At 72.5% G+C, this 21,242-nt stretch carries 19 protein-coding genes; 8 read left to right on the plus strand and 11 right to left on the minus strand.

The annotated features are described in order from the left end of the window. Window positions 1-14 precede the first annotated feature (14 nt). Window positions 15-446 (plus strand): CoA-binding protein, encoded by a 432-nt coding sequence (locus tag BLV05_RS34200; protein ID WP_046769523.1) that lies wholly within the window; start codon window positions 15-17, stop codon window positions 444-446. A 4-nt stretch (window positions 447-450) separates the two neighbouring features. On the opposite strand, the gene BLV05_RS36360 is transcribed toward BLV05_RS34200, so the two are convergent. Then, window positions 451-1,257 carry a TrmB family transcriptional regulator gene (locus BLV05_RS36360; protein WP_046769522.1) on the minus strand — a complete coding sequence of 269 codons (807 nt, stop codon included), beginning with the start codon at window positions 1,255-1,257 and terminating at the stop codon, window positions 451-453. Between the two features lie 261 nt (window positions 1,258-1,518). Here BLV05_RS36360 and BLV05_RS34210 point away from each other — a divergent pair, with 261 nt between their 5' ends. Further along, on the plus strand, window positions 1,519-5,940 hold the full coding sequence (locus tag BLV05_RS34210) for a S8 family serine peptidase (protein WP_160312756.1): 4,422 nt from the start codon (window positions 1,519-1,521) through the stop codon (window positions 5,938-5,940). 68 nt (window positions 5,941-6,008) lie between these two features. On the opposite strand, the gene BLV05_RS34215 is transcribed toward BLV05_RS34210, so the two are convergent. Then, window positions 6,009-6,929 (minus strand): serine protein kinase RIO, encoded by a 921-nt coding sequence (locus BLV05_RS34215; protein ID WP_046769520.1) that lies wholly within the window; start codon window positions 6,927-6,929, stop codon window positions 6,009-6,011. A gap of 409 nt (window positions 6,930-7,338) precedes the next feature. On the opposite strand from BLV05_RS34215, the gene BLV05_RS36365 reads away from it, so the two are divergent. After that, complete coding sequence (locus BLV05_RS36365) at window positions 7,339-8,391, plus strand: hypothetical protein (RefSeq protein ID WP_157524372.1); 1,053 nt, start codon at window positions 7,339-7,341, stop codon at window positions 8,389-8,391. 84 nt (window positions 8,392-8,475) lie between these two features. Here BLV05_RS36365 and purE read toward each other — a convergent pair whose 3' ends face one another. After that, the gene (gene purE, locus BLV05_RS34225; protein WP_046769518.1) at window positions 8,476-9,039 is read right to left on the minus strand and encodes a 5-(carboxyamino)imidazole ribonucleotide mutase; all 564 of its coding nucleotides are present in this window, start codon (window positions 9,037-9,039) and stop codon (window positions 8,476-8,478) included. Beyond that, window positions 9,032-10,195, minus strand: a complete 1,164-nt coding sequence (locus BLV05_RS34230; RefSeq protein WP_231948658.1) for a 5-(carboxyamino)imidazole ribonucleotide synthase — start codon at window positions 10,193-10,195, stop codon at window positions 9,032-9,034. Before BLV05_RS34230 ends, purE begins: the two co-directional genes overlap by 8 nt. 121 nt (window positions 10,196-10,316) lie before the next feature. Between BLV05_RS34230 and BLV05_RS34235 the strand changes: the two genes are divergently transcribed. Next, window positions 10,317-10,832 carry a GtrA family protein gene (locus tag BLV05_RS34235; RefSeq protein ID WP_407717012.1) on the plus strand — a complete coding sequence of 172 codons (516 nt, stop codon included), beginning with the start codon at window positions 10,317-10,319 and terminating at the stop codon, window positions 10,830-10,832. A 10-nt stretch (window positions 10,833-10,842) separates the two neighbouring features. Here BLV05_RS34235 and BLV05_RS34240 read toward each other — a convergent pair whose 3' ends face one another. From BLV05_RS34240 to BLV05_RS34270, 7 genes are read right to left on the minus strand one after another with little or no spacing between them, the layout of a single operon-like run. Further along, window positions 10,843-11,742, minus strand: coding sequence for a hydroxymethylglutaryl-CoA lyase (locus BLV05_RS34240; protein WP_046769516.1), 900 nt, complete (start codon window positions 11,740-11,742; stop codon window positions 10,843-10,845). Between the two features lies 1 nt (window position 11,743). After that, window positions 11,744-12,529, minus strand: coding sequence for an enoyl-CoA hydratase/isomerase family protein (locus BLV05_RS34245; RefSeq protein WP_046769515.1), 786 nt, complete (start codon window positions 12,527-12,529; stop codon window positions 11,744-11,746). A 34-nt stretch (window positions 12,530-12,563) separates the two neighbouring features. Next, complete coding sequence (locus BLV05_RS34250) at window positions 12,564-13,286, minus strand: nucleotidyltransferase family protein (protein ID WP_046769514.1); 723 nt, start codon at window positions 13,284-13,286, stop codon at window positions 12,564-12,566. A 10-nt stretch (window positions 13,287-13,296) separates the two neighbouring features. Further along, window positions 13,297-14,319 (minus strand): adenylate/guanylate cyclase domain-containing protein, encoded by a 1,023-nt coding sequence (locus tag BLV05_RS34255; RefSeq protein ID WP_046769513.1) that lies wholly within the window; start codon window positions 14,317-14,319, stop codon window positions 13,297-13,299. Further along, window positions 14,316-14,825 carry a PH domain-containing protein gene (locus BLV05_RS34260; protein WP_046769512.1) on the minus strand — a complete coding sequence of 170 codons (510 nt, stop codon included), beginning with the start codon at window positions 14,823-14,825 and terminating at the stop codon, window positions 14,316-14,318. The genes BLV05_RS34255 and BLV05_RS34260 overlap by 4 nt, the downstream gene beginning before the upstream one ends. 46 nt (window positions 14,826-14,871) lie before the next feature. Continuing rightward, window positions 14,872-15,618, minus strand: coding sequence for a biotin--[acetyl-CoA-carboxylase] ligase (locus BLV05_RS34265; RefSeq protein WP_052762583.1), 747 nt, complete (start codon window positions 15,616-15,618; stop codon window positions 14,872-14,874). A 9-nt stretch (window positions 15,619-15,627) separates the two neighbouring features. Continuing rightward, a complete protein-coding gene (locus BLV05_RS34270) occupies window positions 15,628-18,285 on the minus strand; it encodes a phosphoenolpyruvate carboxylase (RefSeq protein ID WP_046769511.1) in 2,658 nt (885 codons plus the stop codon). 106 nt (window positions 18,286-18,391) lie between these two features. Here BLV05_RS34270 and BLV05_RS34275 point away from each other — a divergent pair, with 106 nt between their 5' ends. The 4 genes from BLV05_RS34275 (at window position 18,392) to BLV05_RS34290 (ending at window position 21,191) form a co-directional block, all read left to right on the plus strand. Next, window positions 18,392-19,975, plus strand: coding sequence for an acyl-CoA carboxylase subunit beta (locus tag BLV05_RS34275; RefSeq protein WP_046769510.1), 1,584 nt, complete (start codon window positions 18,392-18,394; stop codon window positions 19,973-19,975). 78 nt (window positions 19,976-20,053) lie between these two features. Beyond that, a complete protein-coding gene (locus BLV05_RS34280) occupies window positions 20,054-20,614 on the plus strand; it encodes a metallophosphoesterase family protein (RefSeq protein WP_052762582.1) in 561 nt (186 codons plus the stop codon). Further along, on the plus strand, window positions 20,533-20,931 hold the full coding sequence (locus BLV05_RS34285; protein WP_052762581.1) for a metallophosphoesterase family protein: 399 nt from the start codon (window positions 20,533-20,535) through the stop codon (window positions 20,929-20,931). Before BLV05_RS34280 ends, BLV05_RS34285 begins: the two co-directional genes overlap by 82 nt. 50 nt (window positions 20,932-20,981) lie before the next feature. Then, window positions 20,982-21,191, plus strand: a complete 210-nt coding sequence (locus BLV05_RS34290) for an acyl-CoA carboxylase subunit epsilon (protein WP_046769509.1) — start codon at window positions 20,982-20,984, stop codon at window positions 21,189-21,191. Window positions 21,192-21,242: the final 51 nt, after the last annotated feature.

The raw sequence follows: 21,242 nt of genomic DNA on the forward strand, positions 1-21,242 counted from the left end.
CATACGCTCCAAGGGTGAGCACGCATGTGAACGACGCCGGCACCGTCCGCCGCCTCCTGACCACCCCTGCCACCTGGGCGGTCGTCGGCCTGTCGCAGAACCAGGAGCGCGCGGCGTACGGGGTCGCCCGGTTCGTCCGCGACCACCTCGGCATGACGATCGTGCCGGTGAACCTGCGCGGCGAGGACACGCTGGGCGAGACCGGCTACAAGACGCTGGCCGACGTGCCGGGACCGGTCGACGTCGTGGACTGCTTCGTGAACAGCCGGCGGGTCGGCGAGGTGGTCGACGACGCCATCGCGGAGAAGGAGCGGCTCGGCATCACGGCCGTCTGGCTGCAGCTCGGGGTCATCGACGAACAGGCGGCGGAGCGGGCGAAGGCGGCCGGGCTGGAGGTCGTCATGGACACCTGCCCGGCCATCGAGGCGCCCCGCCTCGGCCTCTGACGCGTCAGTACGAGCGCGCCGCCGCGACGTCCTCGAGCGTCCGCGACTGCGACCACAGGCTCTCGAACGCGATCTTCAGCGTCGCTGCCAGCGCCTCGTGCTGCACGACCAAGGTCGTCACCGAGCCGTCACCCTCGGCGGGGTCGGGCATGTTGAACGCCACCGACCGGCCGTCGACGATGGTCAGCTTCAGCGGCAGGTCGGTGGTCAGCCTGATCTGCTCGCCCAGCGCCGCCCACGTGCGCACCCGCTCGGCCATGACCGGGTCGTCGAGGATGGACGTCTCGTAGATGGAGCGCTGCACGATGCCCGGCGGCACCGCGGCGACCGTCGGCGTCGCCGCGCCCAGGTAGGGCGGGTGGACGAACGTCAGCACCTCGTGCCGGGCCTCGGTCCACAGCTGCTGGACCCGCTCGACGGCGTGCTCGCGGTCGCGCAGCACCTCGACGTAGTCGAAGGGGTGGCCGTGGTCCTGGCCGGCCTGGAACAGCGGCCGCAGCTGGCCGGCGAGGTCCGTCGTGGCCTGCGCCAGCCGGTCCAGCTCGCGCCGGCGCACGGCCAGCAGCAGCTCGGTGACGTGGTCGGGCGGCTGCGCCCGATAGCGGACCGCCTGGCCGGGCACCTGCACCACCAGCCCGCGCTCGGCCAGCGTCGCCAGGACGTCGTAAGCGCGCTGCCGCGGGACGGACGCCATGCGCGAGATCTCCGCGGGGGTGGCGTCGCGGCGGCCGGCGAGCGCGACGTAGGCCCGCGCTTCGTAGCTGGTCAGGCCCAGGTCGACCAGGCCGGCGACGTTCGCGGACGTGTCCATGCGCTTCACCCTAATGTGTCACCATTGACAGTGGTGACAGCCTTCGTCTAGTTTCACCCGTTACCGGGCAGCTCCTGGCAATGCATGGCGCCGCACGCCATCGGCCCGGAAACCCTCGCTCCGGAGGAGGCCGGTGATGCCGACGCGATCGCGTTGTCTCCGGCACCCACTCCAATCCCGCCCGCCCGTTCGCGCGTACTACAGATCCGCCGGCCACCACACCCCGGAGTGGCCGGCGGGTTCGTCGTTGAAGGAGCCCGCATGTTGCGTCGCAGCTTGACCCTTCCGGCGGCCGTGGCCCTGGCCCTGGGCCTCACCCAGGCCGCCGGCGCCGCCCCCGCGGAACCGCCGCTACCCGACCAGTTCGAGGCGGTGACCGACGTCTCCGTCCAGCACCAGGAGAAGGGCGTCGCGCTCACGCTCGGCACGGCCGACGCGCCCGAGCTGTACATCGTGCAGCTGGAGCAGGCCGCCGTCCCCGCCTACGGCGGCGGCATCGACGGCCTCTCGGCCACCGGCCCCGAGGCCCGCGGCTCCGCGCCGCTCGACCCGGACACCCGGGCGGCCGAGGCGTACGCCGGCCACCTCGAGGAGGCGCAGGCCGAGCTGGTCACGCGGATCGACGACGAGATCGGCCGCGCGCCCGACGTCGCATACACCTACACGTACGCACTCAACGGCATCGCCGTCGAGCTGACCAGCGACGAGGCGCGGGCCGTCGCCGAGCTGCCCGGCGTCACGTCCGTCCAGGTCGACACGCTGAAGGAGCTGCAGACCGACGTCGGCCCGGAGTGGATCGGCGCGCCGTCGCTGTGGGACGGGTCCGCCACCCCTGACGCCGGCGACACCGGCACGAAGGGCGAGGGCGTCGTCGTCGGCGTCATCGACACCGGCATCAACCCGGCCAACCCGTCCTTCGCCGACGTCGTGCCCGCGGCCGAGGGCGGCGACGGGTTCGACCACACCAACCCCCGCGGCGCGGGCAGCTACGTCGGCGTCTGCGACCCGGCGAACCCGGCGTTCCTCCCGAACTGGGGCTGCAACGACAAGCTGATCGGCGCCTGGGACTTCACCAGCGTCGACGGCACCAACCCGTACGACTCCGACGGCCACGGCAGCCACACGGCCAGCACGTCGGCCGGCAACCAGGTCTCGGCCACCACGTTCAGCGCCGAGGGCACCGAGCACGAGTTCAGCGCGACCCGCACCATCAAGGGCGTCGCGCCGCACGCGAACGTCATTGCCTACGACGCCTGCGCCGCCGGCTGCCCCGGAGCGGCGACGCTGGCCAGCATCAACCAGGCCATCATCGACGGCGTCGACGTCATCAACTACTCCATCGGCAGCCCGTCGGCCTCGCCCGACCCGTGGAGCGACACCGACTCCGTCGCGTTCCTCAACGCCCGCGCCACCGGCATCTACGTCGCCACGTCCGCCGGCAACGAGGGCCCGGGCGCGGCCACGACCGGCTCGCCCGGCGACGTGCCGTGGGTGACCGCCGTCGGCGCCGCGCAGCACAACCGCCAGTGGCAGGCCGAGATGCAGAACCTCACGGCCGACGGTGGCGCGACGCTGCCGGCGATCCGTGGCCAGGGCTTCAGCGGCGCCAGCGACGGCACGCTCCCGCTGGTCGACGCCGGTGACCTCGACAACCCGCTGTGCCTGGCGAACGGGTTCCCGGCCGGCACCGACTTCACCGGCCAGATCGTGGTCTGCGACCGCGGCGGGAACGGCCGGGTCGAGAAGGGCCAGGTCGTCGGCGACCTGGGCGCCGCGGGCTTCATCCTCGCCAACGACGCCGCCAGCGGCACGTCGCTGAACGCCGACGCGCACGTCATCCCGGCGGTGCACATCAGCTTCGACGACGGCGTCGCGCTGAAGGCGTGGATGGCGTCGGTCACCGGCGAGCGGGGGTCGCTGTCCGGCGGCCTCGAGGTGATCTCCGACGACCTCGGCGACATCATGGCGTCGTTCTCCAGCCGCGGCCCGAACCGCGCCGTCGAGCTGATCTCGCCGGCCGTCACCGCACCCGGCGTCGACGTGCTGGCCGCGAACGGCCTCGGCAACGAGGTCTCCTGGGGCTTCATCTCCGGCACCTCGATGGCCAGCCCGCACGTCGCCGGCTCGTACACGCTGCTCAAGGCGCTGCACGGCGACGACTGGACGCCGGCCGAGGCGCAATCCGCGCTGATGACGACGTCGATCACCGACGTCACCGACAACGACGGCACGCCGGCGGACTGGTTCGACATGGGCTCGGGCCGGGTCGACCTCAACGTCGCCGCGATGGCCGGCCTCGTCCTGGACGTCACCCCGGCCGAGTACGCCGCCGCCGACCCGTCCGAGGGCGGCGACGTCAAGGAGCTCAACACCGCCAGCCTGGCCGACCGCCAGTGCCTGCAGACCTGCGAGTGGACCCGGACCGTCACCGGCACCTCGACCGGCGCCGGCACCTGGACCGTCAGCACCGACTCGATCACCGACGGCATCGACGTGACGGTGGAGCCGTCGACGTTCACCATCGCCGAGGGCCAGGACATCGAGCTGACGATCACGGCGGACGTCTCCGGCTCGGCGACCGACGCCTACCAGCTCGGCAACGTCGTCCTGACGCCGGCGGAGGGCTCGGCCGCGCCGGTCGCCCACCTGCCGGTCGCCGCGCTGCCGTCGAACGGCGTGCTGCCCGACGCCATCGACATCGACACCCGCCGCGACGCCGGCTCGCAGGAGTCCGACCCGATCGAGTCGATCGAGATCGAGGACTTCACCGCGACGGTGGGCGGGCTGGTCCCGGTCGAGGAGCAGCAGCTGTCGATCGTCGAGGACAGTACCAACACCGACCCCTACGACGGCAACGGCACGGTGGCGATCCTGGTCGACGTGCCGGCCGACACCGCGCGGCTGGTCGCCCAGCTGTCCGACTCGACCGCGCCCGACCTCGACCTGTTCGTCGGGACCGGCGACACGCCGAGCCTGGCGACCCAGGTCTGTTCCAGCGCCACCGGCAGTGCTGACGAGTTCTGCGACGTCGGCAGCCCGGAGGCCGGCACGTGGTGGATCCTGGTGCAGAACTGGCAGGCGTCGGCGCCGGGCGGCACCGACACCGTCACACTCGGCACCGCGGTCGTGACGGCCGGAGAGGGCAACCTGACCGTCGAGGGGCCGGAGACGCAGCCGCTGGGCGAGCCGTTCACCGTCCGCGCGTTCTATGACGAGCCCGACCTCGACCCGGGCGAGACCTGGTTCGGCGCCGTCGCGCTGGGCTCGTCGCCGGACACGCCAGGCAACATCGGCGTCATCCCGGTCACCGTCGAGCGGCACGCCGACGACGTCACCAAGACGGCGTCCGTCGACACCGCCGGGCCGGGCGACACGATCAGGTACACGCTGACGGTCGCGCCGAACGTCACGCCGGAGGACCTCGCCTACACGATCACCGACACCCTGCCCGAGGGCACCACGTACGTGGAGGGGTCGGCGACCGAGGGGGCCACCGTCGAGGACGGCGTGCTGTCCTGGTCCGGCTCCCTGCCCACGCCGGTCGGCGCGGAGGGGTCGTACACGATCACGACCAGCGCGACCAACCCGCAGTGCGTCAACCCCGTCTCCGGGACGCAGGAGTACTCGAACCTGCAGGACTTCGGCATTCTGGCGCAGGCCGGCCTCGAGGGCGACGACATCGTCGTCACCGCGCTCGGCAGCCGCACCTACGGGCACTACGACCGGCCGTACGCCGGGGTCGGGATGACCGACGACGGTTTCCTGATCTACGACTGGGCCAACAACGACGGCCTCCGGCCGGACTCCCCGCAGTCGCTGCCGACGGCGGCCCGGCCGAACAACCTGGCGGCGCTGCTCTGGCAGGACATGGAGATCGTCTACAACCAGGCGGCCAACTCCGGCCTCTCGGTCGCGACAGCCGGTGCCGGGATCGCCGTCATCGAGGTCGACGACCTGCGGCTGGCCGGCGACCCGACCGGTGCGCAGGGGACGTACGACATGGAGGCGTTCCTCTTCACCAACAGCAACGACCTGGTGTTCGCCTACGACAACCTCACCGGGCCGCTGGCGGGCCCGATCACCGTCGGCACCGAGAACCTCACCGGGACGGCGGCGTCGTCGCTGGTCAACGCGGGCAGCGCGGCCGGCGTCATCGCCAACGACACCGTGGTGTGCGCCGACTACGCGGGACCGGACCTCGACCCCGTCGTCATCACGTACGACGTCACCGTCGACGGCGACGTCGCCGACGGCACGGTGCTGACGAACTCGGCGGTGCACGTCAACGACAACCCGGGCGCGCAGGAGGTCACCGTCTCCGACAGCGTGACGGTGTCGCTGCCGGCCATCACGGTCGCGGCGACGGCCGACGCGGTCGAGCCGGCCACCGATGGCGCGCTGACGTTCACCCGTCCGGCCGGATCCACGGCCGGCGAGCTGACCGTCACGTACTCGGTCGAGAACAACCGGTACACCCGGCCGGGTCGCGACTACGAGCCGCTGGACGGCACCGTCACGTTCGCCCCCGGCCAGACCACCGCGGTCGAGACCGTCGGGGTGATCGACAGGCGCGGGCCCAGCCCACGACCTCGTGCTGTGACGGTGACCGTCTCGGACGGTGCGGGGTACGTGGTCGGTGACCCGGCCGCGGCGACGGTCGACATCGTCAGCGACGGACGTTGATGATCTGACCAGCACTGACGCCGGCGCGGCGGGTTCCTCTCGGGGCCCGCCGCGCCGGTGTTTTGACGTCAGTCCAGCCTGGCGTCGGCGGCGAGGTCGCTGCCGAGCCGGTCGACGCGGGCCGGGTCGAGGCCGCGGGCGACGAACCAGCCGCCGACGTTGCGCACGTCGCGGTCGAGAAACTCGCGGCCGTGCGGGTTCCCGACCACATCCACGATCTGCGGCACGTCGATGACCACCAGCCGGCCGTGCTGCACCAGCAGGTTGTACGCGGACAGGTCGCCGTGCGCGTACCCGGCCAGCGCCAGCAGCGACAGGTTGTGCGCCAGCTGCTCCCACAGGTCGTGCAGCTCGGCGGTGTCGGGGCGCAGCTGGGCCAGTCGCGGCGCCGCGCCGCCACCGTCGTCGTCGATGAACTCCATGAGCAGTTCAGTGCCGACGATCTGTACCGGGTAGGGGACGGCGACGCCCGCGCTATGGAGCGTCGAGAGTGCGGCGAACTCGGCGTGCGCCCACTGCCCGGCGACCGCCTCGCGGCCGAACGCGCTGCCCTTGGCCATGGCCCGGTTGACGCGCGACTCCCGGTCGCGGCGGCCCTCGCGGTAGCCGACGTCGCGGTGGAACATGCGATGCTTCGGGTCGCGGTAGCGCTTGGCCGCCATGAGCGTGCGACGGGTGGCCTCCGGGACCGACCGCTCCACCAGGAAGACGTCGGCCTCCTTGCCGGTCTTGAGGATGCCGAGCTCGGTGTCGACGGCGCCGAGCTCGGTGATGACCCAGTCCGGGTGCGGCCGCGGACCCCGCTGGGTCGGCGTCGAGTCGGGCCAGGTGGTCCATCGGTCCCCGTACGGCGGGTCGTCGGTGACCGCCTCTTCGCCGGGCGGGGTAAGGCCGTACTTCGCGGCGTACTCCGCGAACGTGGTGTCGAGGCTGCGGTGGGCGACCTCGCCGCGGTCTTCGCGGGTGCGGGCGCGCCCGCGGGAACGCATGGGGCGGAACTCATCGTGGTTGGGCACTGCGGTGGTCTCCTGACGAAGGAGGTCCCCACCGTGTGCTGTCGGCTCCGGTAGTCCGGTGTCAGGCGGTGGGAACGGCGAAGTGAGGGCCGTATGGCGCGCAGACGACAGCGCGCCGCCTCGAGTGGGCAGCCATCGGACACGCCTCCCTTCGCCTCGCCGGGCGTCTCCTCGACCCCGGCCCATCTCTCCGCCGCCAAGCCAACCCGTTCCGCAACCCCCAGCGCAACCCAATTTCCCGCCGCCGGCCGAGCACCGCGTCGTCCACAAGGCCCTCGACTTGGCCGAGTCGTCCACAAATCACCAGACCGGCCCGGCCCGGATGATCTTCTCTGGACAGGCTGTCCATATGGGATCGCGACTGACGTGCCTGCCACCCGACGTGACCGAGCTCCTGCGCGCCGGCGCCGGACTCATCCACACCTCTGCGGCCGCGGCGGGCGGTGTCACGGCCGGCCGCCTCTCCCGTCTGGTCGATGCCGGCCTGCTGGTACGCCTCGGCCCCGGGTCGTACACCTCAGCAGAGGTGCTTCGCCGAGCCGATCCGGCCGAACGGCATACGATCACCGCCCGCGCGTTCGCCCGTCGATGCGGCCCCGACGTCTACCTGACCGAGTGGTCGGCCGCGGCGACGTGGCGATTGCCGGCGACCCACCAGTACTCCATGCCACCCGCGGTCGCCCGTCCTTGCGCTCCTGGGCGAGGGGCGACGAGCACGCCAGGTGGACGGATCCTGGTCTCGCGCCTGCCTGAGGAACACTGCCGGACGGTGGCCGATGTCGGCGTCATGAGTCCGGCCTGGGCTGTGTGCACGCTCGCCACCACCGCGCCGGTCATCGACGCACTGATCGCCGCCGATTCCGCTGTCAGGTCTGGCGCCGACCTCGACGACGCCCTTCGCCAGATGGGCAGGTGGCCGGGCAAGGGACGCGCGCGATGGGTCGCCACCCACGCCGACCCATGCGCCGAGACGCCGATCGAGACGCTGGGCCGGTTCACCTGCATCGAGTTCGGCCTGCCGATGCCGGTGGCCAACGCGTGGGTCGGAGCTGACCAGCCGGAGTACCGGGTCGACGGTCTGTGGCCGTTCCACTGGGCCGTCTTCGAGGCGGACGGCGCGATCAAGTACGACAACCGCCCGGACGCATCGCGCATCGTCGCCCGCCAGGTCGAACGGGAGTGGCGACTGCGCCGGCTCGGACTCGATGTCGCCCGGTTCGGGTGGAACCTCGCGTTCCGGCGCAGGGGCGATCTGGCCCAGAGATTCCAGGCACTGCTGGCCGCCAACCATGCGCGGTCAGCACCCGTCCGCTGGTGGAAGGACGTTCCCGGCATCGGTCCGGCAGAACCCCGGCCCGATGACTGGCCGAGTCCGGCGCCGACGTCAATCGAGCTGCCGGCCGGCTGGGAGCGGCCGGCCGGACGACCTCGATAGCGCCAGTTACGCTACGGGGCCGAACTGGACCGTTTCGCGCGTCGCCGGCTATGGAACTCGCAAAGGACGCCGGACGACGCCGGCTCAGGACTCGGTGGACGTGAGGCGGGCGCGGAGGGCGGCGCCCTTCTCGGTCGCCGCCTCCTCGAGGGACGTGCGGAAGACGTCGAGGCGGTCGCGTAGTGCGGAGTCGGCCGTCGCCAGGATGCGGGCGGCCAGCAGGCCGGCGTTCCGGGCACCGCCGACGGAGACTGTGGCGACGGGGACGCCGGCGGGCATCTGGACGATGGACAGCAGCGAGTCCAGGCCGTCCAGGTACTTCAGCGGCACCGGGACCCCGATGACGGGCAGCGACGTCACCGAGGCGAGCATGCCGGGCAGGTGCGCGGCCCCGCCGGCGCCGGCGATCAGGACGCGCAGTCCGCGGCCGGCCGCCGCCGCGCCGTAGGCGAGCATGGCCTGCGGCATCCGGTGTGCCGACACCACGCCGACCTCGTACGGCACGGCCAGCTCGTCCAGCGCCTCGGCGGCGGCGGACATCACCGGCCAGTCGGAATCCGAGCCCATCACGATGCCAGCGAGCGGCGCGTCCCCACCGCGGGGCGTGACCAACGAGCCGACGTCCGTGCCGGCCCCGACCTCACTCATCGATGTCCCCTCGGATGTAGTCGGCGGCGTGCCAGGCCCGTTCCCGCAGCTCAGCCAGGTCCGAACCGTACGCCGTCACATGGCCGACCTTCCGGCCGGGTCGCACGCCCTTGCCGTACCAGTGCACCTTCAGCTCCGGATCGCGCGCCATGACGTGGCGATACGCCGGGTAGACGTCGGGGAGGTCGCCGCCCAGCAGGTTGACCATGACGGTGTACGGCGCCCGCGCGACCGGGGAGCCCAGCGGGAGGTCCAGCACCGCCCGCAGGTGGTTCTCGAACTGGCTGGTGACGGCGCCGTCGATGGACCAGTGCCCGGAGTTGTGCGGCCGCATCGCCAGCTCGTTGACCAGCAGCCGCCCGTCGACGGTCTCGAACAGCTCGACCGCCAGCACACCGACCACGTCCAGCGATGACGCCACCGCCAGCGCGAGCCGCTGCGCCTCGACCGCGAGCTCGGACGACAGCCCCGGCGCCGGCGCGACCACCTCGACGCAGATGCCGTCGCGCTGCACGGACTCGACGACGGGGTACGCGACGGCCTGGCCGTGCGGCGAGCGGGCGACGACGGCGGACAGCTCGCGTGCGTAGTCGACCCGCTCCTCCGCCAGCACGGGGACACCGGCCCGGAACGGCTCGGCGACGGTCTCGGAAGACTCCGGCGTCCCGGCGGGCACCAGCCAGACGCCCTTGCCGTCGTACCCGCCACGCGTGGTCTTGAGGACGACGTCGCCGCCCACCGAGGCGGCGAACGGCGCGACGTCGGCCGGCGAGGCCACGATCGTCCAGCGCGGGCAGGGGATCCCGAGCGACGTCAGCCGCGACCGCATCACGCCCTTGTCCTGGGCGTGCAGCAGCGCCACCGAACCGGGCCGCACCAGCACACCGTCGGCCTCCAACGCCTCCAGAGCGAAAGGCGGCACGTGCTCGTGGTCGAACGTCAGCACGTCGCACCCGGCGGCGAACGCGCGCAGGTCGGCCAGCGCCTTCTCGTCGGCGATCACCGGGTCGTTGACCACCTGCGCCGCCGACTCCTCCGCAGTCGCGGCCAGCACCTTCAGCCGCACGCCGAGGGCCACCGCGGCCGGCTGGGTCATCCGGGCCAGTTGGCCCCCGCCGACCATGCCCACCACGGGCCACGTCGCATCATCACCCACGGGCCACGAGCGTACGGCACCGGCCGCACAGCCACGCCGTGAGACGAACGATCAACGCCTGACCTGCGGCGAAAGAGCAGAATGCGACTATCCGGGCGGCGTGCCTTACCCTGGGGCCGTGCTGGATACCGCACCGCCGAAGCGCCGCACCCCGCGTCTGCCGGGTGCGGTGTCCCGACTCTGGTACGGCCTGCACCACCTGATCCGCGAGGCAGCCAAGTTCGCCACCGTCGGTGGCGTCGGCTTCATCGTCGACCTCGCGATCTTCAACGCGCTGCTGTTCTGGGGCCCGGGCGGCGTCGGCCCGCTGCACGACTCCCCGCTGTGGGCCAAGACCATCGCCGTCGTCGGCGCCACCTCGGTCACCTACACCGGGAACCGGCTCTGGACGTTCCGGCACCGCGCCCGCACCGGCCTGGCCCGCGAGTACACGCTGTTCTTCGTGCTCAACGGCATCGGGCTGGGCATCGCGCTGGCCTGCCTCGGGTTCTCCCGCTACGTGCTGGGCCTGTCCGGCCCGCTGGCCGACAACATCGCCGCCAACGTCGTCGGGCTGCTGCTTGGCACGCTGTTCCGGTTCTGGTCGTACCGCACCTGGGTGTTCCCGGCGCACCGGGTCCAGGAGCAGACGACTTAAGGCTGCGGTCTCAGCGCACCGCGGGCCCGGCCCGCAGGACCTGGGAGTCGAGCTTGCGGCCGACCAGCCGCTCGGCCAGCCCGGCCGCCTCGATCATGGCCGGCAGGTCGATGCCGGTGTCGATGCCCATGTCCTCGAGCAGGTACACCAGCTCCTCCGTCGCGATGTTGCCCGACGCCCCGGGCGCGTACGGGCAGCCGCCCAGGCCGCCGACCGAGGCGTCGAAGTCGTCGACACCCAACTCCAACGCCGCGTAGACGTTGGCCAGCCCGGTGCCGCGGGTGTTGTGGAAGTGCAGGCCCAGCGGCAGCTCCGGGTGCGCCGACCGCGTCGCCTCGACCAGCCGGGTCACCCGCGGCGGCGTCGCCATGCCCGTCGTGTCGCCGTAGGCCAGCGAGTCGACGCCGGCCGCGACGCCCCGCTCGACCACCCACAGCACCCGGTCGACCGGCACGTCACCCTCGTACGGGCAGCCCCACGCCGTCGACACGATCAGCTGCAACGTCCCGCCCGCCGCGTGCACCAGAGTCGACAGCTCAGGCAATTCCCCCAAAGACTCCTCGGTGGAACGGTTGATGTTGCGCCGGTTATGCGTGTCGGACGCGGACACGACGACCTCGAGCTCGGTGAACCCGGCCGCCAAGGCCCGCTCGGCGCCGCGCAGGTTCGGCACCAGTGCCGAGTAGCGGACCGCCGGGTCGCGCACCACCCGCGACCAGACCTCGTCGGCGTCGGCCATCTGCGGGATCGCCTTGGGATGGACGAACGACACCGCCTCGATGCGCCGCACGCCGGTCTTCCCGAGCGCGTCGATCAGCTCGACCTTGGCGGCCGTCGAGATCGGGTCCTCGTTCTGCAGGCCGTCGCGCGGGCCGACCTCGCGCACGCTCACCTTCGCTGGGAACGCCACGTCACTCACCTGGCCAATCCGGACGCCGTTTCTCGTTGAACGCCGCGACGCCCTCCTTTCTATCCCGGCTGAAGGCGGTGGCGCGCCAGGCGGCGTCCTCGATGTCCAGTCCGGCCGCGAGCGGCGCGTCGAAGCCCTGCCGCATGGCCCGCTTCGCGTTGCGGACCCCGACCGGCGAATGAGCAGCGATCGTCGCGGCCAGTTCGAGGGCGGCCGGACGCGCCGCGCCCGCGTCGACCAGCCGGTCGGCCAGCCCCAGCCGGTACGCCTCGGCGGCGTCGAGCCGACGCGCGGTGAAGATGAGGTCGGCGGCCCGGCTCCAGCCCAGCCGCCGGGTCAGCAGCTGCGTGCCGCCGCCGCCCGGGATGACGCCGACGGACACCTCGGGCAGCCCGAGGACGGCGGTCTCGTCGATGACGACGAGGTCGCAGGACAGCGCCAGCTCCAGCCCGCCGCCGAGCGCGTGGCCGTGCACGGCGGCAACAACGGGCACCGGCAGCTCCAGCAGCCCGGTGAACATCGCCCGGAACACCAGCCGCTGCGCCCGCAGGCCGTCGTCGTCGATGGTGTTGCGTTCCTTGAGGTCCGCACCCACACAGAACGAGCGCGGCGCCGACGACGACAGCACGACGGCGCGGACGGACGGGTCGGCGGCGACGTCAGCCGTCGCCGCGGCCAGCTGCCGCGCGTGGTCGGTGGAGATCGCGTTGTGCGCCTCGGGCCGGTCGAGGACCAGCTCCGTGACACCCGGCGCATCATCGTGCCGATTGACCGTCACACTTCCCATGGCAGCCAACTTACCGGCGCAGGACGGCGGTCCCTCAGTCGCCCAGCGTCGAGCGCAGCGACGCCAGCTCCTTGGCCGCCTCGGACAGGTCCTTCGCGGTGTCGATGGCCCGCCAGTACGTCTCGATCGGGTACCCGGCCAGCCGCCGCTCCTTGGCCAGCGACGGGAACGTCGTGCGCTCGTGGTCGCCGACGTCGGGCAGCAGGTCGAGGATCTGCGGCGAGAACACGTACACACCGCCGTTGATCGGGTACGGCGACGGCGGCGACTCGACGAAGTCGGTGACCCGGCCCAGCTCGTCGAGCTCGACGACGCCCCACGGCAGGCGCGGCCGGGCCAGCCCGATGGTGGCGACGGCCTGCCGCTCGCGGTGGTAGGCCGTCATGCCGCGCAGGTCGAAGCGGGTCCAGATGTCGCCGTTGAGCGCGTACCAGCCCTCGTCGGGCGCGGGCAGCTGCTTGCCGGCGAACTTCAGCCCGCCGCCGCGGCCCAGCGGCTGGTCCTCGACGACGGTGCGCACGCGGACCGGCAGCTCGCGGGAGTCGAGGTGGGCCAGCAGGACCTCGCTGAGGTGCCCGGCCGACACGACGACGTCGGTGACGCCGGCCTCGGCCAGCCAGTCCAACTGGTGATCGATGATGCACCGGCCGTCGATCTCGATCATCACCTTCGGGACGGTGTCGGTGTACGGCTTGAGCCGCGACCCCTGCCCACCGGCGAGGATCACGGCCTGGCGCACGGTCGCTCCGCTCGTCATGTCGCGGACATTACAGGGGACCGGGGACATCCCGCCGCGGGGTCACGGTGAACGCGTTGACGGTGCCGAGGCCGCGCACCGTCGTCGGCGGCAGCGCGCGCAGCGCGAACGCGGGCGCATCGGCCAGCTCCTTCGCCGTCACGTCGTCGACGAGGACAGTGTTGCGCTCGGCCAGAGCGGTGAGCCGGGCGGCGAGATTCGTCGGGGTCCCGAACACGTCGCCCAGGCGAGCCACCACGGGCCCGGTCGCGATGCCGACCCGGATGTCGGGCAGGTCGTCGTTCTCGCCGATCTCCTCGACCAGCCGGCAGCCGATCGCGGCCGCGGTCTCCGAGTCGTCGGCGGTGAACACGACCTCGTCGCCGAGGGTCTTGATCACCCGCCCGCCCGTGCCGAAGATGACGTCGTTGGTCGTGGCCTCGAACCGCTCGACCAGCACGCCGAGCTCGTCGACGCTCAGGCCGCGGGACAGCCGGGTGAACGACACGAGGTCGGCGAACCCGACGGAGGCGGGCGCGGCCAGCAGCGGCGCCTCGCCGATGCGGCCGATGACGACCAGCCGGCTGACCGACGCGGCCAGCTTGCGCCGCCACGCGTAGATGAGCAGCCGCTCGAACTCGGGCAGCAGCTTCTGCGCCACCAGGTAGGCCGACGTCAGCCGGCTGCCGGTGCCGCGCCCGGCGGCCTCGTTGTCCTCGATGATCTCGGCGAGCGTCTCGACGTGCCACTCCGCCAGGCGGCCGGTCATGCGGCCCAGCGCCCGCACCATCTGCACCGCGGTGGCCTCGTCGACCACCTCGTCCTGCACCAGCTCGGTGACGCCGCGCAGCGCCTCCATGTCCCAGACGGTGAACGCCTGCTCCTCGCCGACGTCCGGGAAACCCAGCGCCCGCCAGTACCGCGTCACCTCGTCGACGGTGAGCCCGGCGCCCTCGGCGATCTGTTCCCGCGTGTAACGGCGGGACGCGCCGAGCAGCAGCCGTTCGAGCTCGTCCGCAGTCGGTTTCCGCGGCGGTTCGGGCGGCAAGGTCACGTGCGCTCGTCCAGGTCGTGCGCCTCGCGCACGAGTTCGCTGAGCCGCAGCTGCACCTGGTGCACCCGCGGGACGTCGTGCAGCCGGACCTGGCCCTGCTCGCTGGCGGCCGAGACCACCAGCGTGCCGCAGCGCAGGATGCGGTCGGTCAGCTGCATCTCGTACGCGACGTCGTTGATGACGGTGTGCGGGATGTCGCGGCCGGTGCGGGTGATGACGCCCTGCCGCGTGATCAGCCGTTCGCTGGTGATGGTGTACGTCGTGGTCAGCCAGGTGAGGAACGGCCAGATGACCCATACGCCCACCGCCACGATGGCGACGATGACGATGGCCCAGCGGCCCACCGTGCCGACCAGTTCGTCGTCGGGCAGCGCGCCCAGGCCGAAGCCCACGCCGGCCGCCAGCACCAGCAGTACGAGCACCGGCACGATCAGCGCCTTGACATGTGTATGCAGGTGGTAGATCACCTGCTCGTCATCACTGAGCTGCTTGTCGGAAAACCCCATGGCGTGCATCCTGGCACGTCACCACCGCCTGCGAGAACCGCCACTCTCACCGCGGGCGCAGATGGACGACGTCACCGGCCCCGACGGCGATCGGCTTGCCGCCGTCGGCCGGTGCGATGAGCAGCCGCCCCGACCCGTCGACGGCCTCCGCCCGGCCCTCGACGGTGTCGCCGCCGGGCAGCATGGCGCGAACCTCGCGGCCGATCGTGTCGCAGCGGCTGGCGTAGTCGGCGGCCAGCCCGGCGGCGTCCGGGTCGCCGCCGGCCGCGCGCCAGTCCGCGTACCGCGCGGCCAGCCGTTCCGCGACGGCGTCGAGGACGGCGTCGGCGGCGGCGCCGTACGACGCCAGCGACACCCCGCCGGGCGGCAGCTGCTCAGGCGTCTGCGCGACGTTCAGGCCGATGCCGACGACGGCGGCCGGGCCGGACGGCGTCTCGATCCGCTCGGTGAGGATGCCGGACAGCTTGCCGCCGTCGAGCAGGACGTCGTTCGGCCACTTGAGGACGGCGGACGCGCCGGCCGCCGCGGCGACCGCGTCGACGACGACGACCCCGGCCAGCAGCGGCAGCCAGGCCCACCGGGTCACCGGGACGCCGTCGGGCCGGAGCAGGAACGACATCGCCAGCGACGTGCCGGGCGGGGCCTCCCAGCGCCGGTCCAGCCGGCCGCGGCCCGCGCTCTGGTGGCCGGCGACGACGGCGTACCCCTCAGCCGCGCCCTCGCGGGCCGCGACGGCGACGTCGGCGTTCGTCGACCCCGTCGTGGCGACGCGGTGGACGTCCCACGCGAGCATCGTCGACCCTCAGCCGGTGTTCTGCAGGCCGGCGGCGACGCCGTTGACGCTGATCTGCAGCAGCCGCCGGGTGGCCGCCTCGTCCGCCGAGCCGGCCTCGACGTCGGCATGCCGCAGCGCCCGCAGCGCCCGGACCTGCAGATACGAGAGCGCGTCGACGTACGGGTTGCGCAGCGCGACCGCCCGGCCGAGCACGTGGCGGTCCTCCAGCAGCCGGCTGTGCCCGGTGACGTCGAGCACCCAGCGGGTGGTCAGCGCGTGCTCGTCGAGGATCTGCCGGGTCAGCTCCGGCCGGTCGCCGAGCGCGAGGTAGCGCGCGGCGATGCGGCGGTCGGACTTGGCCAGCGACATCTCCGCGTTCTCCATCATGACGGTGAACAGCGGCCACTCCTCGTACGCGCGGCGCAGGACGTCGAGGTCGCCGACGGCGGCCAGGCCGGAGCCGAGGCCGTACCAGCCGGGCAGCGTGACGCGGGTCTGCGACCACGAGAACACCCACGGGATGGCCCGCAGGTCGTCCAGCGACGACACCGTCAGCCCGCGCCGGGCCGGGCGCGAGCCGATCGGCAGCGAGCCGACCTCTTCCAGCGGGGTGACCCGGGCGAACCACTCGGGGAAGCCGTCGGTGCGCACCAGCGCGTGGTAGGTCTCGCGGGCGGCGGTGTCGAGGACCGCCGCGACCGAGGCGAACTCGGCGGCGGCCGCGTGGGCCCGCTCCTCGACCGACGGCGTCGACGCCAGCAGCACGGCCGACGCGACCTGCTCGATGTGCCGCCGCGCGATGGCGGGGTCGCCGTAGCGGGCGAAGATGACCTCGCCCTGCTCCGTCAGCTTGAACCGCCCGTCGACCGAGCCCGGCGCCTGCGCCAGGACGGCCCGGTTGGCCGGCCCGCCGCCCCGCCCCAGCGCCCCGCCGCGGCCGTGGAACATCGTCAGCGTGACCTCGTGCTCGCGCGCCCACACCGTGAGTCGGTCCTGCGCGTCGTACAGCGCGAGCGTCGCCGACACCGGGCCGACGTCCTTCGCGGAGTCGGAGTAGCCGAGCATGATCTCCATGCGCCGGCCGGTGTCCTCGAGCCGCGACCGCACCTCGGGCAGCTCCAGGACGCCGTCGAGGATGTCGACGCAGGCCGCGAGGTCGGCGCCGGTCTCGAACAGCGGCACGACGTCGAGCGCGAGCGGCCGGCCGTCGAGCGCGTGCCGGGCCAGCTCGAACACCGTGGCGACGTCGGCGGCGGACTGGGTGAACGAGACGACGTAGCGGCGGCAGGCGTCGGGGCCGAACCGGGACTGGATCTGCGCCATCACGCGGATGGTCGCCAGGACCTCTTCGGTGCGGTCGGACAGCACGCCGCCGGCCCGGATCTCCTCCAGCGCCGCCCGGTGCACGGCGCTGTGCTGGCGGACCTCGAGCTCGGCCAGGTGGAACCCGAACGACTCGACCTGCCAGATGAGGCCCTGCAGCTCGCCGTAGGCCTGCCGCGCGGCGCCGGCCTCGGCCAGGCTGGCCTGGACGGCGCGGAGGTCGGCCAGCAGCTCCGCCGCGGCCGCGTAGGCGAGGTCGGCGTCGCGGCGGCGGGTGGCGGCGATGCGGGCGGCCGCGTACAGGACGGCGATGCGGTGCGGCTCGTTGGGCGAGCGCGAGGCCAGCTCGGTGTACAGGTCGGGCTGGGCGGCCTCGGCGTCGGCCAGGATGCGGCGCAGCTCGGTGGCCGCCGGCGTGGTGGTGGCGTCGAGCGTCAGCCCGCGGCCGACCCGGGTGCAGGCCGCCTCCAGCGCCAGCAGCACGTGGTCGGACTGGATGGCCATGGCCTGACGGGTGACGGCGCTGGTGACGTGCGGGTTGCCGTCGCGGTCGCCGCCGATCCAGGAGCCGAGCCGGACGAACGCCGGCACCTGCGGGGCCGCCACGACCGCCGCACCGCCGGCCAGCGCCATCTCGGCCCGCCGGTACACCTGCGGCACGACGTGGAACAGGACGTCGTCGAACGCGGACATCGCGGTGCGGACCTCGTCGAGCGGGCCGGGGCGGTCGACCCGCAGCGGCGCCGTCCGCCACAGCACGTCGATCTGCTCGAGCAGCATCCGCTGCGTCTCGGCGTCCTCGGACGCGCCCAGACGGGGGTCGTCGCGGCGCTCCAGCAGGGCGGCGATGCGCCGGATGGCGGTGACAATGGCCCGGCGGCGTGCCTCCGTCGGGTGCGCCGTCAGCACGGGCCGGAACTCCAGTCCGTCGAGCAGGTGCTTGGCCTTGTCGTGCCCGGCGAGGCGGGCGACGTCCTCGACCGCCTTGGCGACGGTGCCGGCCAGCGGGTGGTCGGCGCGGTCGCCGGCCCGCAGCGAGCGGACGCGGTGGTACTCCTCGGCGGCGTTGACCAGGTGGAAGTAGACGGTGAACGCGCGGGCGACCTCGTCGGCGCGGTCCAGCGTCCACGACGACACCAGCTGCTCGGCCTGAGCGGCGGCGTCGTCACCAACCGTCTGGTCCTCGTGGTGCGAGGCGATGGTCAGCTCGCGCAGCCGCTCGACGTCGGCCAGCAGGGCGTCGCCGCCGTACTCGCGCAGCACCTGGCCCAGCGCGTCGCCGAGCTGCCTGACGTCGGCGCGGAGCCGTTCGGGCATCTCGAAGCGCGCGGCTTCGCGGGATCCGGTGGCAGTGGAGGCCATGCGCTCAGCGTAGACAGCCGACATGGAACGCCGTGCCCGCGCCCCACAGTGCGAGACACGCGTGCCTTACCCTGCAGAGGCTCGACTGACTGACGGAGGGCCCCCGATGACCGACGAGGTTCCGGACATCCACACGACCGCGGGCAAGCTCGCCGACCTGCGGCAGCGGATGGACGACGCCGTGCACGCCGGCTCCGAGCGAGCGGTCGAGAAGCAGCACGCGCGGGGCAAGCGGACCGCCCGCGAGCGCATCGCGATGCTGCTCGACGAGGGCTCGTTCGTCGAGTTCGACGAGCTGGCCCGGCACCGCTCCACGGCGTTCGGGATGGAGAAGAACCGGCCCTACGGCGACGGCGTCGTCACCGGCTTCGGCACCGTCGACGGCCGCCAGGTCGCGGTGTTCGCCCAGGACTTCACCGTGTTCGGCGGCAGCCTCGGCCAGGTCTTCGGCGAGAAGATCGTCAAGGTCATGGACTTCGCGCTGCGGACCGGCTGCCCGATGATCGGCATCAACGACTCCGGCGGCGCGCGCATCCAGGAGGGGGTCGTCTCGCTCGGGCTGTACGGCGAGATCTTCCGCCGCAACGTGCACGCGTCGGGCGTCATCCCGCAGATCTCGCTGATCATGGGCCCGTGCGCCGGCGGCGCCGTGTACTCGCCGGCCATCACCGACTTCACCGTCATGGTCGACCAGACGTCGCACATGTTCATCACCGGGCCCGACGTCATCAAGACCGTCACCGGCGAGGACGTCGGCTTCGAGGAGCTGGGCGGGGCCCGGGCGCACAACACCAAGAGCGGCAACGCCCACTACATGGCCGGCGACGAGGCCGACGCCGTCGACTACGTCAAGGCGCTGCTGTCGTACCTGCCGCAGAACAACCTCGACCCCGCGCCGTCGTTCCCCGACGCCGTCGCCTCGCTCGACGTCACCGACTCCGACCTGGCCCTGGACACCCTGGTGCCGGACAGTGCGAACCAGCCGTACGACATGCACACGGTCATCGAGACCGTGCTCGACGACGGCGATTTCCTCGAGGTGCAGCCGCTGTTCGCCGGCAACATCATCGTCGGTTTCGGCCGGGTCGAGGGCCAGTCCGTCGGCGTTGTCGCGAACCAGCCGATGCAGTTCGCCGGCACCCTCGACATCGACGCGTCGGAGAAGGCCGCGCGGTTCGTCCGCACCTGCGACGCGTTCAACCTCCCCGTCCTCACCTTCGTCGACGTGCCCGGCTTCCTGCCCGGCACCGACCAGGAGTGGAACGGCATCATCCGGCGCGGCGCGAAGCTCATCTACGCCTATGCCGAGGCGACCGTGCCGCTGGTGACGACCATCACCCGCAAGGCCTACGGCGGCGCCTACGACGTCATGGGCTCCAAGCACCTCGGCGCCGACGTCAACCTCGCCTGGCCGAGCGCACAGATCGCCGTCATGGGCGCCCAGGGAGCGGTGAACATCCTCTACCGCCGCGAGCTGGCCGACGCCGACGACCCGGCCGAGCGCCGCGCCCAGCTCGTCACCGAGTACGAGGACACCCTGGCCAACCCATATGTCGCCGCCGAACGCGGCTACGTCGACGCCGTCATCGAGCCGTCGCGCACCCGGGTCGCGGTGACGCAGGCGCTGCGGGCCTTGCGCACGAAGCGCGAGACGCTGCCGCCGAAGAAGCACGGCAACATCCCGCTCTGAAGCCGGAGTCATCGGGAGTTCACGCCGCGTTCGCGGCCGCTTCCGCGGGCCGCCCGGTCGGCTGGGTTGGCTGTCACCATGGACGACAGCGCACGCGCGAGGCTGAGCCGCCGAGGCTTCCTGGGCGCATCGGCCGGCGCCGTGGCGATCCCGCTCGCACTGGGCGGGACGGCGACAGCCGCGGCTGCCGACGAGGACGGGTTCCGGTTCGGCGTCATCGCCGATTGCCAGTACGCCGACTTCCCCGACACCGGCACCCGCTACTACCGCTCGTCCATCGGCAAGCTGGCCGAGGCCGTCGACACGTTCAACCAGGCCGACCTGGACTTCATCACGCACCTGGGCGACTTCGTCGACCGGTTCGAGCGCAGCTTCGCCGAACTGCTGCCGACGTTCGAGAAGGCGCGGCGGGTGAAGTACCACCCGCCCGCGCCCTATTACACTACCGCCGCCAGGACTGGCGGTTCGTCGTCCTCGACACCAACGACGTCAGCACGTACGCGCACCCGCCCGGCTCGGAGAAGCACGAGCTGGCACAGGACATGTACGCGGAGCTGGTGCGGCAGGGCGCGCCCAACGCGCAGACCTGGAACGGCGCCGTCGGCGAGGACCAGCTGGCCTGGCTGCGCGGCGTGCTGACCATGGCCCGGCGGCGCGGCGAGAAGGTCGTGCTCAGCTCGCACCACCCGGTCTTCCCGAAGAACGCCCACAACGCGTGGAACGACGACGAGCTGCTCGCGCTGATCGACGAGTTCGACAACGTCATCGGCTACTTCAACGGGCACAACCACGCCGGCAACTACGGCTTCCGGAACGGCGTCCACTACGTGACGTTCCGCGGCATGGTCGAGCTGGACACCAACGCCTACTCGATCGTCCACGTCCGCCCCGACCACCTGCGCGTCGACGGCTACGGGCGCGAGCCGGACCGGCTGCTGCCGTTCCGGTCGCAGTGACGTTGAGGGGCAGTGACGTTGAGGGGCATTGACGCGTTAGAGTCGGCAGCGTGAGCGATGCGCCGCTGTTCCGGGTCGTCAAGGGGACGCCCACCGACGACGAGCTGGCCGCGCTCGTCGTCGTGCTGACGGCGAAGGCGGCGGGTGGGCGCGCGCCGTCCGGTCCGCCGCGGTCGGCGTGGGCGTCGTACTGGACGAGGCGGCGGGCGCCTCTGACGCCGGGCGCCGGAGCGTGGCGGGCCAGCGCGCTGCCGCGCTGACGAAGATCTGCCCGTCAAGCGTCCTTCTCGCCCCAGGATCGCCCGGATAAG

Source organism: Jiangella alkaliphila, assembly GCF_900105925.1.
GTDB classification, from domain to species: Bacteria; Actinomycetota; Actinomycetes; order Jiangellales; family Jiangellaceae; genus Jiangella; species Jiangella alkaliphila.